Genomic DNA, 15,211 nt, shown 5'->3' with positions numbered 1-15,211 from the left:
GCTGTTAATAAAAAAGGTAGTAAAATGTAAAGTTAAAAAATGATTCCCGCCTGTTTTCGAGGCTTCCCTCCACATTAACGGGCATCGAATAGCGCCAGGAAGCTTCCAGCGTATAATGCGGCCTATTATAGGCAACTGGTACTTTAAAGCTATAATTAAGCACGTTGAAGATCCTGTTTCTTCGCGCAGCGCTCAGGTTGAGGTTTTCTAATACGGCTGGAGGTAAAACATACTGATAGTTATGATCAACTTCATAACGCTGTACAAAATTTTGTGTTCCCACGATCACGTTGAATGAAGGGTTGAAAGACAGGTAATCCTTATCGTCAAAAATGCTCCAGCTGGTTTCGAAATATTTTGAGGTGCTTACGGTAGTAAAAAAATCATTCGATTTTCCAAAAAGATAATCCAGAATAATGGTTGTTTTAAAGAGTTTCCAGTCGTAGGCGTTTTTAAAATTGATATCATTTGACGATGCCGACTTAATCACATTGGCATTTTTGTTAAATATGAACCGGGTGTAACTAACCGCGCCCGAAAATGATTTTGAAAACTTGTAAAAATAACCGCCACCCACATCAACCTCATCAACTGGGGCATAGCCTAATACTTTGAGTACCGAACCGTATATAAACACGCCTGATTTAGTGTTATATATAGCATCGCCGGTAACGAACGGATATTTGATGGGGCCTGTACGCCCAAAAAACAAAGCATCGCTGCCATAACTTACACCTACAGAAAGCGATTTTTTTCTGACAATAGTATCGGTATCGGCATTGAGCTGATAGCTGTTACCTATAGTCAGGAGGTTCCTGTCAATACCTGCAGCGTACAGGGCATTGCTGCCGGCAATAAAAAAAAGTAAGCAAAGGTACTTCATCAATAATTGGTAAATTTTTTTATTAACCTGTTAATTGCCATTTCTTCTGGGTATCTCCGGCGGGCGTTCCAGGCCCTCTGGCCGGCGTTGTCTCTTGGGTTTGGGTTTAGAGGTCACGGGTTCCCCTGAATCATCAACCTTTGTGGGCTTAGCCTGCTTTTTTGGTTTTGCTACCTCTTTAATTTTATTTTTTTCATCCTGTTTCGCATTTTTTGCCAATATCGTATCCGCCAGAATTTTATTGTGCAGAATGGGTGGGATTTTGCTATAAACGGGGTCCGACAGACTGTTTTTAGCGCCTGCAAATAACAAACATGGTGCAAATATTAATACCAGGACAATATACGCAAACCACTTTATCATTGAGGGGATGAAAAACTTAAAATTGTTGTCAAATATCGGTCAATTTATACAGTTAAATCCAAGGGGAGGGATACTGTTAATAAAATACCATCTGCCTTAACATTTTGTATACAAAGCGTTAAGGCAGATGAGTAATGAAGCTGCAGATTTGCCAGAATAATTATGATATGTTTAAATATAAATGCTTGTATCAGATACTAACATCCTTTGACGTATAAATACGGTTTTGGTCGTCGATAATAATACAGGCAATTTGATTTAGCTGGTTAATCATATACAGGCCTGCGTTAACACCAATGTTAATCAGTGGTGAAGCCATAGCATCTGATAGTTCGGCTGTTGGGCTGATGATGCTCACGCTGGTGATCTCACTTACCGGGAAGCCTTTTTTAGCAGTCATTACGCTAACAAATTTTTTGTTGCTGATGCTGGCATATTTTTCGGCATTAACGGATGTGGCAAAGGCCATATTGCTGATGTCCAGATGGGCAAATGGTTGTTTTCTTTGTTCCGGATCGGCTGTGCCAACTGTCCATGGTTTTTGGTTAGGCTGTGTACCCCAGGTTAGCAGATCGCCTCCTGCGTTAATAACACCGCTACTTACGCCATTCATTTGCAAAATGTATTTGGCGCGGTCGGCAGCATACCCCTTACTATTGGCGCCAAAGCCAATGCGCATGCCTTTTTCCTTTAAAAAAACGGTTTGTTTAGTGGCATCAACCACTACGTTTTTATAATTGGTAAGCATTACCGGCGAAGGTGCTATTTTAACATCGGCATTTTCGGTAAGCATGGCATCGTCACTGGTATAAGCGTTGCCGGTAAAGTAAGTCATGTCAAATGCTCCGTGTGTAAGCTCTGATATTTGAAGTGCCCTGTCAATCAGTCTGAAAATTTCAGCATTCGCTTTCACCGGTTCGATACCCGCATTGCGGTTGATTTGATTAATATTACTGTCTTCGCTAAAAGCCGACAGTAATTTTTCAACGCGGTTAATTTCGTTGATGGCAATATCAATTTGTTCATCGGCCAGTAGGGGATCGTTCCCAACTACACTAATTTCAAATTTATCACCCATTAGGCGTACACTACGCCTGTAAGTGGTTAAATTATTGGTTAAAGTTTTTACTGCCAGCATAAATAAAATTTAGTTATTGTCAAAAAAATAAGCGGTGTTATGAAGTGCTAAGTACAATACGAAAGTGTTATCAAAAGCGCTACATGATCACTGTACAAGGGCTAAAGTAGCCCCCTTATATGAAAATAAGATGAAAAAGGGATTGTAATTATCGCATCGCGATAGTTTTTACATTTTTTAACAATTGGATTACAGTTGGTTAGATGGAGCTGGTTGCCTGTAAATTAAAAATGCCATAAGTAACATACTTATGGCATTTTATATATCATCAAATAACCTTTCCCGATCTCGAAAAACCAGAAGTGGATATTTTTAAACTACTGTTCCTTCTTTTAGTTTTTCGGCATTCTCGGCAAATTGCAAGGCTTCCATTATTTCCTGCAGATCGCCATTCATTACGCCGGGTAGGTTATATATAGTAAGCCCAATGCGGTGTTCGGTTAAACGACCCTGCGGATAATTGTAGGTACGAACCTTAGCAGAACGGTCGCCGGTGGAAACCATGGTTTTACGTTTTTTAGAGGTTTCTTCCAGGTGTTTCTGTAATTCCATTTCATAAACACGTGAACGTAATACCTGTAAAGCCTTATCGTAATTTTTTAACTGTGATTTTTGATCCTGGCATTGTGCTACTATACCGGTAGGTAGGTGGGTTAATCTAACAGCGGAGTAAGTAGTATTTACCGATTGACCACCTGGTCCCGACGCGCAGAAAAGGTCCTTACGGATATCGCTTACCTGTAAGTCGATATCAAACTCATCAACCTCGGGTAATACCACTACCGAAGCGGCCGACGTATGCACCCTGCCCTGTGTTTCGGTATCCGGTACACGTTGTACCCGGTGAACGCCCGACTCATATTTTAAATTCCCGTAAGCATCTTCGGCAATTACGTTAAATACAACTTCTTTATAACCACCGCTGGTGCCTTCTGTATAATCAACCAGTTCGGTTTTCCAGCCGCGTTTTTCGCAATAGCGCATGTACATGCGGTAAAGGTCGCCGGCAAATAGGGCTGCTTCATCACCACCGGTACCACCACGAATCTCAATCATGGCATTTTTGCTGTCTTCCGGATCTTTAGGTATCAGCATCAGGCGGATGGTTTCTTCCATTTCTTCCTGCTGAGTTAATAACTCATCCAGTTCTGATTTGGCCATTTCACGAAATTCTTCGTCTTTTTCTGTGGCTAGTATGTGTTTATTTGTATCAATATTGCTCATGATGTTGCGGTAAATGTTATACTCATCAACAATTTTGGCAAGGTCTTTATATTCCTTATTCAGCTGGGCAAAGCGCTTCATATCCGACATTACTTCCGGATTGCTCAATTCACCTTCTACACTTTTCCAACGTTGAAATATCAGTTCTAATTTCTCTAACATATATTATCCTCAATATCTATGGCAATACTGCAGTTAATGATGGTCCGGCCAGGAAAGTTCTTCATGTTTTCGATCGGGTTACAGACATACTGCAAAAAGCGCACAAAAGTACATATTTTCAGGCATATATAATTCAGTGTATTGTAAGTTATGGATAGGGAAGTTGTGAGTAAAGAGATATTGGCGTTATAAGAGCATAAATTATTAAAAAACTAATCCATATATTTAACCATCAACTTAAATCTTACTTATCATGGGTGGACTAGGCGCACCAGAAATCATTCTTATTATTATCGCATTTGGCATCATGATTATCCCGCCAATATGGGGATATAATGCAGGTTTAAACAGAACAATAGGGCCTGTGGCAGGTTTATTATTGGGCTTATTTTTGAGTGTATTTGGTGTAATTATAGTTTATTGCAGCAAAAGGGTTGATGAGCAAAAGTTTTATAACTTCCCTAACCAATCCTCGGCGGATGAATTGAAAAAATATAAACAGCTATTAGATAGCGGTGCCATAACAGAAGCCGAATATCAGATTCAAAAAGCCAAAATTTTAAACTCAAACAGAGATTAAAGCTTTTCAAAATACTTTAGCTTGAGTTCGGTTCCGTCAAACTCGGCGTAGGTGTTGTAATTCACCCATTCGCCCAGGTTAATGTAGCGGCTGTTGGGGTTTAGCTGTATGTCCAATGGCAGGTGTCGGTGACCGAAAATAAGGTAATCGTAAAAATTGGTTTGCAGTTCTTCACGGCAAAAAGTTACGAGCCATTCCTGCTCGCCAGATTTTGGATTTTCTTTTTTCTCGTTGCTGATGCGGCTGTGTGTCGACCAATAATTAGCAATGCCAACCCCCAGATTGGGGTGTATTCTGGCAAAAAGCCATTGACAAAAGCCGCTCCTGAAAAAGTTTTTCATCACTTTATAAAAGCCGTCTCCCGGGCCAAGGCCATCCCCATGATGGAGGAAAAACTTTTTGCCGTTACGTTCTATCTTCAATTCATTGCTGATGATAACAGCTCCCAGCTCATTTTCAAAATAATCAAACATCCACATATCGTGGTTGCCCTTAAAAAGATAAAGCTTTACACCGGCATCCGTAAGCTCGGCCAGTTTGCCTAAAAAGCGGATATAACCTTTGGGTACTACGGTTTTATACTCAAACCAAAAATCAAATACATCGCCCATTAAAAACAGTTCGGCGGCATCGGTTTTAATGCTATCCAGCCAGCGCACTATCCGGTCTTCACGGTCGCGGCTATTAACGTAACCGCCGGCGCCTAAATGAAAATCAGAAGCGAAGTAAAGTTTATTACGGATTGCCATACCTCGCAAAAATACATTTTAAGCGCGAAAGCGCGAAGCTGGTATAATGAACCCGGGTGATCATCAATAAAAAGATGTAAATAATAGATAATCAGCGTTAAATCATCGCCATATTAATTGTAATAATATTATGATAATATGATTGTTCCTGTTTGAATGGCTAAATTTATAGTGCGTATTTATTATAAATATATAACCTAAAACCCCAAATTATGTCTATCTCCAACACACCTAATTTAAGCACTAACCCCATTGGCATAGCGCCTGTGCCAAACATCCAGTTATATTTTGTATCGGCGGCGAGCCCTGTTTTTGCAAATAATGCTATGAATATAGCGGCAGGCGTGGCAGGGGCTGGGCAGCCTATTATTTTATGGGCGATAACCCCCGGTACGTTTTCATGGAACAGTGCCTGGTTTCTTACACCAACGGGTATGATTATATGTCCGTCGGATCCACTAATAGTGCTGGGCGTTAATTCATCAACTGTAATAGCCTGTATAAGAAATTACAGCGATCCCAGTCAGTACTGGACAATAGCCGGTACCCCGGGCTCCTATACTATAGTGAATAAGCAAACGCAGGAAGCCATTACCGCGCCTGATACGCAGGTTGTTTATAATTCTAATTCGATAGCTCCTAACCTAAGTACGGCTGCTTTAAACAGCCCGCCGTCACCCGGGCAGCTTTGGGCTATGCAAGCTGCGGACGAAGTGTTATTACCCTATAATCAATTTTATATCCAAAGTGCTTTAAGCGGATATGTTCACAGCGGGACTAACCCATATATGCTGGCTGCAGCTGCATCTGGGGCAGTAATTGAACAGTGGCAACCAGGTGCTCCATCGCAGCTTTGGGCATTTAATGGAGATGGTACTATCGCTTCGGTGTCAGATTCAGGCTTGCTGTCGGTATTGCTGCCCAATGATGGCAATAGTACTGATCAGGTAGTACTTACGGGGGTATCAGATTCATATGCACAACAATGGAGTTATGAAAATAACTGTTTGTCTACTAATAACAATGCATTGTACCTGAATGTAAATGATGCAGATCAGTCCAATGGCGCTATTGTTATTGCCTGGCACCTCAACAGCAGCAATGATATGAGCGATGAAACCTGGTATACCCTTTCGGCACAAAGCATGCCCATTGGTGAGTGGTTTTATCTGGCAACCGAAGTGTCGGCCGGTTCCGATGCACCGCCTTTTGTTTTAACTGTCTCTGGTACCGTGGCTAAGGCGGGCGCCGGCGTAGTTATAGAGCCTTTGCAGCCTGGCGCGGTTAATCAGCTCTGGCAAATCAACGCCAATGGTGTCATATTCAGCGCGCTCGACAGCTCCATGGCATTAACGGCAAGCAGTAATGGTAAACAGCAGGTAACGATTGAGCCAGTTCAGTCCAACCAGGCCTGGCAGCAGTGGTACAGATACAGCAATGGGACGATAGCTGTAGGTACATCGGGTAATGTATGGTTTTTAAATGTAGATGATGGAACTGCTACAGCTGGTACCGAAGTTATTACATTTACATTCGATACTTCATCAAATGGTGTCTGGAACACGATACCTTATATACCAGAACCTTCGGGACAGTGGTTTACCATTCAGAATTCACTAACACCGCCGGGGGCTCCAGCCACGTTATTGCTTACCGTATCTGCCGATGGGAATTTGGAGGCCTCGCCGCCGCTTGGTGGTTATGTGCTGCCACAGGGGCAAGCATCAATAAACCAGTTATGGCGTAAAATGTTTAATGGCAATATCGTGAGCGCTGTTAATCCTAACCTGGTACTAACGGGCGCTTCGGCCGGTGGTGTTGTGACCCTTGCTGGTTTGCAGCCTGGTTCAACAAATCAGCAATGGTTTTGGGACTATTCCCAGCCCTTGGCTGTAGAAGGGCACAAAGGCGATGTTCCCTGTGGTGTTCTTCAAAACCTGGGGCAAAACCAGGTGCTTTGGGCTGCCGGTTCACCAAATGGTTCAATAACGCTTCAGCCGGCAGCGGCAATTAACGATACCGGCAACCAATTATGGTATGTATTGCCCCATGCGCCAACATTTGGACAGAGTACTACCATTCGTAATGTTGGTGGTACAGATGAGGTGGCAGGCCTGTTTCTTTCATTGCCGGCCAGCGCCACTTCAGGAAACTTTCAAGCTACGGTAAATGAAAAGTCGGATATTGCAGCCCTGTCCATGTGGCAGTTTCAATTTCCGGGCTACATTGTAAGCGGTACAGATCCGGATGTAGTACTGTCGCTGGAGGTGGACCCTACTAGCACACCTCAAAATCCCACCTATACCAATAATGTGGTTGCCTATCCCCGCCAGCCGGATGTGCAGCTGTTTCAGCTTTGGTCCGTTAGCCTCGAAGGCCTTATCGTTAATCAATATAGTGGCCAGGCGCTTACGGCGTCAGCAACTACTGCGCCATCAAATGCAATTACAACAGCCCTTTCCGATAGTCCTAAGACAGCCCTCCAGCTTTGGGATTTTTCGCCCGGGGTGGCTTTGCAAACAACGCTGCAACAATCGCCGGTACCTTTTCCTGCCTGGACACCGGGCCAGGCCATCGCATACAAGGCTATTAATCAAGAGCTTGGTTTGCCCGATGGTATCCGCGTGCAATATGCCAACCTTGCAGCTCCTTTAAGTAATTACCAATTGCAGATGAATCTGATTCTGCTGCCTCTTGTAAATGATGGAGCATTAACCGGTAAAACAAAGCCATCAAAAGAGGAGCTTGAAGACTGGATAAGTGTTGTAACCCAGTTAAATAAAGAATTAACAGCGGCAACAGCTGTTCAGTTGCTTTTTGCGCAGGCTACCGCGCTTCACCTGTCGTTGAGCCAGGCACAGGCCATGACACTATCTGAACTGGTAACAGGATGCGAGCTGCCCAAAGGTTTACAAACAAAAATACAACCTCAAAAAAAGAAAAAGAGCTGGATAGGTGATCTGATAGAGGGCCTGGCTTATACCTCGCTCAATGCGGCCGGGCTTTTTGTTGGTGATCCGGAAGTGGGCACTATGGCGGGGAAATTTGTAAAAGATGGTTTGCCATGCATCGCTAATTTGATGGCAACCGGGTTTACAACATCCCAGGGGATACAGCAGACAAAGGCAAGCGCCATGACAGCAAAATACGAAACTGCATTTAATAAGGCTATGCAGAATATGTATAACTATGAAATGACGGTTTTGGAAATGCAGCAAGCGCTTTTAAATGAATTTGAAGCAATTGGCTCAACGTTGGGCCAGATAGAAGCTTTGATCTTATCTGATTGGGGTAAATTGGGGGCTGTTTATAATATGACCCGTAGCGTAGGAACCATGTCATCACTTTTCTGGCCATCAACCATGACACCGATGCAGGCGAATCAATTGCTTGGCGGATATACCATTGGTGTACTGCAAACGCTGATGCCGGCAAATACCGGCTATAAGATTAGTGCCACTATGCATGCTAATCAGGGCAGCTTAAGCCCGGCGGGTTTGCAAAGCGATGGCTCATTTGTAGAAAATAATGATGATGGCACGCAGAACATTTATACTACAACGGTAAACCAACAGATGATGGATGTTGTTTGGGCTAATGGGGTTGATCCTATCAGTTTCTTCAGGGGTATCAACGGATGGAACTTGCCTCGTGAATATATTGTATGGGTTGGTGGCAAAGATTCTGCGCCATCAAGCTTTGGCGCCAGCGCTATTGTAAACATACAAAATTTTACAAATCAGGAACTTTTGATTACGATATCGAGTTTTTATGGCTTATTAGGAAACGGATGTAATTTTAGCGGCTCACCAGGTCAGAGTGGTGCCCTGGAGGCTAATACAACCAGATCAATAACGCCTTATGGCCTGCAAACAGTGGCGGGTACCTGTTGGGAGGTAGAAGAGGGGTCTTCGGGACCTGCTACATGGTATATTTTTGGAATGTATGGTACTTTAGTTATTACCGATAATAATAATGCAGATAGTGTGGGAAGTATCTCCATCAATAATTCATATAATCAAGGAGCAGGCTATAATTCGAATGATCCTGTTCCTCCAACCTACAGCTGCAGCGTTACACAAAGCACACCATATATCGTCACACTTGATACGGTTGTTTCACAGGAGATGTATTTGTTTAATATTTCCATTAAAATAGGTAGCTAAAACGTATTCTTTTCTCCCGGGCAAAACCTTACCCGGGAGAATTTTGTGTTGATGATTACCCCATCTCCCGGAGACATCCAAACGAAACATCCGGGCATCTTTATCGTTGTATAGTTATTAAACCCACAAAATTATGGCAAATCCAGAAAACCCAAACCTCGACGACGCTCAGGAAGATAAAGACCCCGGCAATGAATTTGAACAGGGCGACGGAATAGATACCGGCAATCAGATATTGGATACCGATGAACCTAATGTTTCTGCATTAGAAGCGGCAAGCCGGGCATCAGAATCGGCCTTTACACTAAACTTCGAAGATGGTATTGCGCCAAGGGCCGATCAGCAGCCAGGTAAAAAGCCAGATGCTCAGCCGGGTAATTAACTGTTTATAAACATAGGCTGGGTACATTTGTAAATATGTTATGACTCATGCCATAACTTCGATGCTTTGAATTATAATTACAGGAATGAAACCATCGAACAAATAATTGCAATGAAAAAGATATTAACCTCGGCCGCTTTGTTGTTTCTGTTTGCAGGCGCGGCCAATGCCCAGCACGCTTTTAACGCTGCGGAATTTAAAAACAACCTGGGTAAAACCGGTACGCTTTGCGATACCGTTTACTCCATGAAAATGGTAAACGATACACTTACCCTGTTAAACCTGGGAGGGGCCTATCCGCATCAGAAATATACCGTTGCGGTAAAGGGTAAAACAAAGTTGGATCTGCCACATATTAAAGGGAAACAGGTTTGTGTAACCGGCACTTTTGAAATGTTTAAAGAACAGCCCGAAGTAGTGGCCAGTCAGCCTCAACAAATAGAAGTTCACTAAAATAAAAAAGGCCTCGTTGATCAACGAGGCCTTTTTATATATATGTACAGGCAAAGCCTGTTTCAATTAAAACTCTTTTACTAAGCCAAACACAATCTGACCTTCGGTCATCGGTTGTTTGGTAACTATACGGCCCAGGTTGCTGGTACGGCCAGTGGTAGAAATAGTTGGGCCGTCCGACTTAATATAGTTGCCTTTCAGCAGCAAGTCCCAGCCAGAGCCCATATCAAAACGAACGTCTACACTACCGCCATAAGCAAAGGCGGTACCTTTTGAGCTTTGTTGAGTGAATGTTCCGGTTTGTGCCGGCACACCGGTAATATCAACAGCTACACTTGGCGTAGCGGTATTTTTAATAGCGCCTGCCGATGCCCTCAAGTCAAATCGTAAGTGATGGTATACAAATGTGTATTGCGGGCCAAGCAAAACATTATAGCTTCTGTACCGCTTGTCGGCAGTAACGGTTGAGCCGTCGGCTTTAAAATCATTAGTATATCCTTGGGAAATTATTTGATCATCATTATAGGTTAAATTACCCTGATCTTGTTTTGATACGGTAAAGCCTATAGCAAAATGTTTGTAAAAATAATAGGCTCCATCAATACCCAATACAACCCCATTTTTGGCAAAACCAGCTTTTGTGTTACTGTAATCGGTGCTCTTAAAGTCGCTGAGCGCGCGCGATTGGCCGCCAAATATGCCAAAATAGCTTTTAAGCTTGGCCGGAGCGTCACCATCATTTTGACTATCCTGAGCCCGTGCATTAAACACTATCAGCATCATTAAGGCTGCCGTAAGTAATGTAAAGATTTTTTTCATGTTATAAATTTGTACTAACAACTTGTATAAGTTTGCCATTTACCATCTTATACGGTTTAGCAAACGTGTAAAAAAAAGCATTATTATCAATAAAGACACAGATAGTAAAAATCCATTGTAAATAAATAATTACATCCGGAGTCTGTTATCAATACAAGTGGGGTTAAATAACCCGGCTTTGGCTTGTTTTCGTAATCGGGGGCTAATATAGCTTGCCCCGCCCAATTAAACAGCAGGATTGATTAAAATTAACAACTTTTAACTTTATTGGTTCATTAGTTCATCGGTTCATTTGTTCATTAGTCTTAGCGATATGGTCTTGCATGATCACCTGTCTTGCACCAATGAGCGAATGAACCGATGAACTAATGAACCAATTTCCTACCTTTAGTTTTCCTGTAACTTAAAATCAACATGAAACTAACTACCTGTTTATTTGCATTTGCTGTTTTATTTTGCAGCTATACACATGCACAACAAATGACTATAAAAACGCTACCCTACCCCCAAACCAAAAAAGTTGACACCGTTGATACTTATTTTGACACCAAAGTGCCCGACCCATACCGTTGGCTTGAAAACGACCAGGCTGTAGATACCAAAGAATGGGTGACAGCCGAAAATAAGGTTACCCAAAATTACCTGGGTCAGATCCCTTACCGCGAAGAAATGCGTAAGCAACTGGAAACTTTGTGGAACTATGAAAAATACAGCGCCCCTTTTAAGGAAGGTAAATACACCTATTTTTATAAGAATGATGGATTGCAAAGCCAGTCGGTTTTATACCGGCAGGTAGGAGATACCGGCACGCCCGAGATATTTTTAGATCCCAATAAATTTTCGGCCGATGGTACCACGTCGCTGCAGGGGATAGATTTTACAAAAGATGGCGACCTGGCCGCTTACCAGATATCTGAAGGTGGATCTGACTGGCGCAAGGTAATCGTGATCAAAACCGCTGATAATAGCATAGTAGGGGATACTTTGACTGATATCAAATTCAGCGGTCTGGCCTGGAAAGGTACTGATGGTTTTTATTACAGCAGTTATGATAAACCCAAAGCCGGTAGCCAGTTATCGGGCTTGACGCAGTATCACAAACTATATTACCACAAGCTGGGTACACCACAAAGTACCGACAAACTCATTTTTGGTGGCGATAAAACCCCGCGCCGCTACATTGGCGCTTACCTTACTGAAGATGAACGCTTTCTGGTGATTACCGCAGCCACATCAACCACCGGGAACGAACTATATATACAGGATTTAAGCAAGCCCGGCAGCGGAATCATCAACGTGATTGACAATTTTGATAACCAGCATTCCATACTGGGGAATGTAGGCAGTAAGCTGTATATCCTTACCAATATCTATTCGCCCAATTTTAAAATTGTTACCGTTGATGCAGCAAACCCAACCGTAACCCATTGGCAAAACCTCATCCCCGAAACTAAAAATGTATTGAGCGCCACAACAGGCGGCGGCAAAATTTTCGCTGAGTACCTGAAAGATGCTACCTCCTTTGTACAGCAATACGATATGAACGGCAAACTGGAGCGCACCATAAACCTGCCATCGGTAGGTACCGCTTCTGGCTTTGGCACCAAGAAGGCAGAGAAAGAAACCTATTATACATTTACCAGTTATGTATATCCGCCAACCATTTTTAAACTGGATATAGCCACGGGTAAATCAACACTATATAAAAAATCGGGGGTGAAGTTTGATCCCGAGCAGTACGAATCGAAACAGGTGTTTTATACTTCGAAGGATAAAACCAAGATTCCGATGATCATCACCTATAAAAAAGGTACGATATTGAATGGCCAAAACCCAACGTTGCTGTATGCATATGGTGGCTTCGGTATCAGCTTAACACCGGCTTTCAGCACATCAAATATTATATTGATGGAACACGGTGGTATTTACGCCGTGCCGAATTTACGTGGCGGCGGCGAGTATGGCGAAACCTGGCACCGCAAAGGCATCAAAATGAAAAAGCAAAACGTATTTGATGATTTTATTGCCGCAGCCGAATACCTCATTAAAAATAAATATACCTCTAAAGAGCACCTGGCAGTTTCGGGCGGCTCTAACGGGGGCTTGCTCATAGGTGCCATGATCACCCAGCGCCCTGACCTGTTTAAAGTAGCCTTCCCCGCTGTTGGCGTTCTGGATATGCTGCGTTACAACAAATTTACCGCCGGAGCCGGTTGGAGCTATGATTACGGAACAGCCGAAGACTCCAAAGAAATGTTTGAATATTTATATAACTATTCACCATATCATGCCCTAAAGCCACAGCAATATCCGGCTACGATGGTAACCACCGCCGATCATGACGACCGTGTAGTGCCCGCGCATTCCTTTAAGTTTGCAGCACGCTTGCAGGAATATCAGAAAGGCACAGCCCCGGTACTCATCCGTATTGAAACCAAAGCGGGCCATGGCGCCGGACAATCAACAGCCCAAGTGATCAGCGGACAGGTTGATAAATGGGCCTTCATGTTTTGGAATATGGGCGTGAAGTGGTAAGGGGGGTGTGAGTGATGAGTAGTGAGTGAGAAAGTCGGGTATGTGCGATTCCCCTCTTGAGAGGGGCGGAGGGGTGTGTTTTTACATTAATGTCCGAAAATTCATATATTTATCTTTGTGAATAAAGACCATTATATTCGGGTTTTAGAATACCTAAGTAATAAAGGCATGTATGTCGAGACTGATATTATGCCTTTGTTTGAAGGAAAAAGCTACGAAGATGCAGTTGAACAACTGAAAGCAATCATTGAGGCAAAGCATATTAAATTTCATCATAAATTCGATGAAATAATAATAGACCCATCTGGCGGCCAAACTCCCGGTAAACAGATAGGATTAAGTTGTGAAATAACCTTTGAGGGGATGGATTTTTTGATTCGGCATTCGGCCTTTCAAAACTCTAAAGATTCAATTCGAACGCAAAGAATATTTAATAGACTATCTAATGGCTTGTTGGCTGTATCAATACTTGCAAGTGGAATATTTACTTATCTATCCTTAAATAATACCACCACATTAGTATCTCACCAACAAGAAATAGACTCTCTCAAATCAGAATCAAAAATTCTACGAGACTCTCTTTCCATAGTGAAGGGATTATCAAGTAAAAAACCTTTGATCGATGCAAAAATGACCACCCCAAAGCCATAATTTAACATCATGGCCAGTAGGTAATTACTTTAGCGCAAATTTGAGTGTATAGAGGGGCGGCGGGGTGTGTTCTTCAGCACGTATAAACACACCCCGCCATTACACTATCCGGAGTAGATTAAATAAGTTTATGAAACATTTTTTTATTGCGATATTATTTCTTTGCAGCATTTCATCAGCCTTTGCCCAATCAAAAAAAACAAATATCAACGTAGTTTTTATAGGCAATAGCATTACACAGGGTGTGCAAATGAGTGATCCGGCTACAGAAGCGCCCCCTGCTATTGCCATAGCCTGGCTGCGCAAACAAACAGGCCTGGGTACGGTTGAATTTAGCAACCAGGGCCACAGCGGCTATACTACGCTTGATTTTTTACCAGGTACCAATGCCTTTACAAAGGTAGAGCAAGCCGCAGGGGCTTTTATGGATAAAGAAGCGCTGCTTATATTTTCGATGAAGCTGGGCACTAATGACAGCGCTATACAAGGCCCTCACGGCGCGCCTGTATCGCCGGCAGATTATATCCAGAACGTAAAAACTATTACAGATAAACTACTGGCCGACTTTCCAAAAGCCATCATTATTTATCAGCACCCCATCTGGTATAGTCCAAACACTTATAATGGCGCCAAATATTTACAGGAGGGTTTATCCCGCCTGCAAAGTTATGTGCCCAAGCTGGATAGCCTGGTGGCTGCTTACGGCGCAACCAATCCCCGCCATGTTTTTGTGGGGGATAAAAAGGCATTCAACTATTTTAAAAAACACCACCTTACCCATCTGATACCCGAAAAGGGCAATCAGGGTACATTTTATCTGCACCCGAACAAACAGGGTGCTTTGGTTTTAGGTGAGTTTTGGGGTAAAGCGATTGAGAGGGTGGTGAGGAAGGTATCTAATTGATAGATTATTCTGAATAATGAAATTCTACATCATGTCATTGCGAACGCAGTGTGGCAATCTCCTCGCGTTCTCATCGGTACGAATAGCTACGAGATTGCTTCGTCGTTCCTCCTCGTATGACATTTTTGAGATTTAGGTAATCCTAAAGGGATGCTGAAATAAATTCAACATGACTGGATTTATTATATCGTCACCATTCTTT

Annotated in this window: 13 protein-coding genes; 7 read left to right on the top strand and 6 right to left on the bottom strand. The window is 42.8% G+C overall.

Features of this window, described 5'->3' with window-relative positions; all coding sequences use genetic code 11:
* Positions 1-4 precede the first annotated feature (4 nt).
* The 4 genes from BW976_RS13860 to prfA all read right to left on the bottom strand — a co-directional run bounded on the left by BW976_RS13860 (position 5) and on the right by prfA (position 3,770).
* The gene (locus tag BW976_RS13860; protein WP_076373896.1) at positions 5-883 is read right to left on the bottom strand and encodes a hypothetical protein; all 879 of its coding nucleotides are present in this window, start codon (positions 881-883) and stop codon (positions 5-7) included.
* 30 nt (positions 884-913) lie between these two features.
* Positions 914-1,246 carry a hypothetical protein gene (locus BW976_RS13855; RefSeq protein WP_076373895.1) on the bottom strand — a complete coding sequence of 111 codons (333 nt, stop codon included), beginning with the start codon at positions 1,244-1,246 and terminating at the stop codon, positions 914-916.
* 190 nt (positions 1,247-1,436) lie between these two features.
* Positions 1,437-2,384 carry an FAD:protein FMN transferase gene (locus tag BW976_RS13850; RefSeq protein WP_076373894.1) on the bottom strand — a complete coding sequence of 316 codons (948 nt, stop codon included), beginning with the start codon at positions 2,382-2,384 and terminating at the stop codon, positions 1,437-1,439.
* Between the two features lie 312 nt (positions 2,385-2,696).
* Positions 2,697-3,770: a peptide chain release factor 1 gene (prfA, locus tag BW976_RS13845; RefSeq protein WP_076373893.1), complete on the bottom strand. Its 1,074-nt coding sequence runs from the start codon at positions 3,768-3,770 to the stop codon at positions 2,697-2,699.
* Positions 3,771-4,023: 253 nt separating this feature from the next.
* Between prfA and BW976_RS13840 the strand changes: the two genes are divergently transcribed.
* Complete coding sequence (locus BW976_RS13840; RefSeq protein ID WP_076373892.1) at positions 4,024-4,350, top strand: SHOCT domain-containing protein; 327 nt, start codon at positions 4,024-4,026, stop codon at positions 4,348-4,350.
* Here BW976_RS13840 and BW976_RS13835 read toward each other — a convergent pair.
* Positions 4,347-5,099, bottom strand: a complete 753-nt coding sequence (locus BW976_RS13835) for a UDP-2,3-diacylglucosamine diphosphatase (RefSeq protein ID WP_076373891.1) — start codon at positions 5,097-5,099, stop codon at positions 4,347-4,349. The two genes, BW976_RS13840 and BW976_RS13835, sit on opposite strands and share 4 nt — an antisense overlap.
* A 212-nt stretch (positions 5,100-5,311) precedes the next feature.
* Between BW976_RS13835 and BW976_RS13830 the strand changes: the two genes are divergently transcribed.
* The 3 genes from BW976_RS13830 to BW976_RS13820 all read left to right on the top strand — a co-directional run bounded on the left by BW976_RS13830 (position 5,312) and on the right by BW976_RS13820 (position 10,100).
* Positions 5,312-9,265 (top strand): RICIN domain-containing protein, encoded by a 3,954-nt coding sequence (locus BW976_RS13830; protein WP_076373890.1) that lies wholly within the window; start codon positions 5,312-5,314, stop codon positions 9,263-9,265.
* A 133-nt stretch (positions 9,266-9,398) separates the two neighbouring features.
* Positions 9,399-9,647: a hypothetical protein gene (locus tag BW976_RS13825; protein ID WP_076373889.1), complete on the top strand. Its 249-nt coding sequence runs from the start codon at positions 9,399-9,401 to the stop codon at positions 9,645-9,647.
* A gap of 111 nt (positions 9,648-9,758) precedes the next feature.
* On the top strand, positions 9,759-10,100 hold the full coding sequence (locus tag BW976_RS13820; RefSeq protein ID WP_139332299.1) for a hypothetical protein: 342 nt from the start codon (positions 9,759-9,761) through the stop codon (positions 10,098-10,100).
* A 66-nt stretch (positions 10,101-10,166) separates the two neighbouring features.
* Here BW976_RS13820 and BW976_RS13815 read toward each other — a convergent pair whose 3' ends face one another.
* Positions 10,167-10,919 (bottom strand): outer membrane beta-barrel protein, encoded by a 753-nt coding sequence (locus BW976_RS13815; protein ID WP_175614106.1) that lies wholly within the window; start codon positions 10,917-10,919, stop codon positions 10,167-10,169.
* Positions 10,920-11,333: 414 nt separating this feature from the next.
* Here BW976_RS13815 and BW976_RS13810 point away from each other — a divergent pair, with 414 nt between their 5' ends.
* The 3 genes from BW976_RS13810 to BW976_RS13800 all read left to right on the top strand — a co-directional run bounded on the left by BW976_RS13810 (position 11,334) and on the right by BW976_RS13800 (position 15,009).
* The gene (locus BW976_RS13810) at positions 11,334-13,454 is read left to right on the top strand and encodes a prolyl oligopeptidase family serine peptidase (RefSeq protein ID WP_076373886.1); all 2,121 of its coding nucleotides are present in this window, start codon (positions 11,334-11,336) and stop codon (positions 13,452-13,454) included.
* A gap of 117 nt (positions 13,455-13,571) precedes the next feature.
* Positions 13,572-14,105 (top strand): hypothetical protein, encoded by a 534-nt coding sequence (locus BW976_RS13805; RefSeq protein WP_139332298.1) that lies wholly within the window; start codon positions 13,572-13,574, stop codon positions 14,103-14,105.
* A gap of 130 nt (positions 14,106-14,235) precedes the next feature.
* Positions 14,236-15,009 carry a GDSL-type esterase/lipase family protein gene (locus BW976_RS13800; RefSeq protein ID WP_076373884.1) on the top strand — a complete coding sequence of 258 codons (774 nt, stop codon included), beginning with the start codon at positions 14,236-14,238 and terminating at the stop codon, positions 15,007-15,009.
* Positions 15,010-15,211 lie beyond the last annotated feature (202 nt).

Source organism: Mucilaginibacter lappiensis (genome assembly GCF_900155965.1).
In the GTDB taxonomy this organism is placed as follows: Bacteria; Bacteroidota; Bacteroidia; order Sphingobacteriales; family Sphingobacteriaceae; genus Mucilaginibacter; species Mucilaginibacter lappiensis.
Note: the sequence above shows the minus strand (reverse complement) of the source record. Positions and strands in the feature narration are given on the sequence as shown.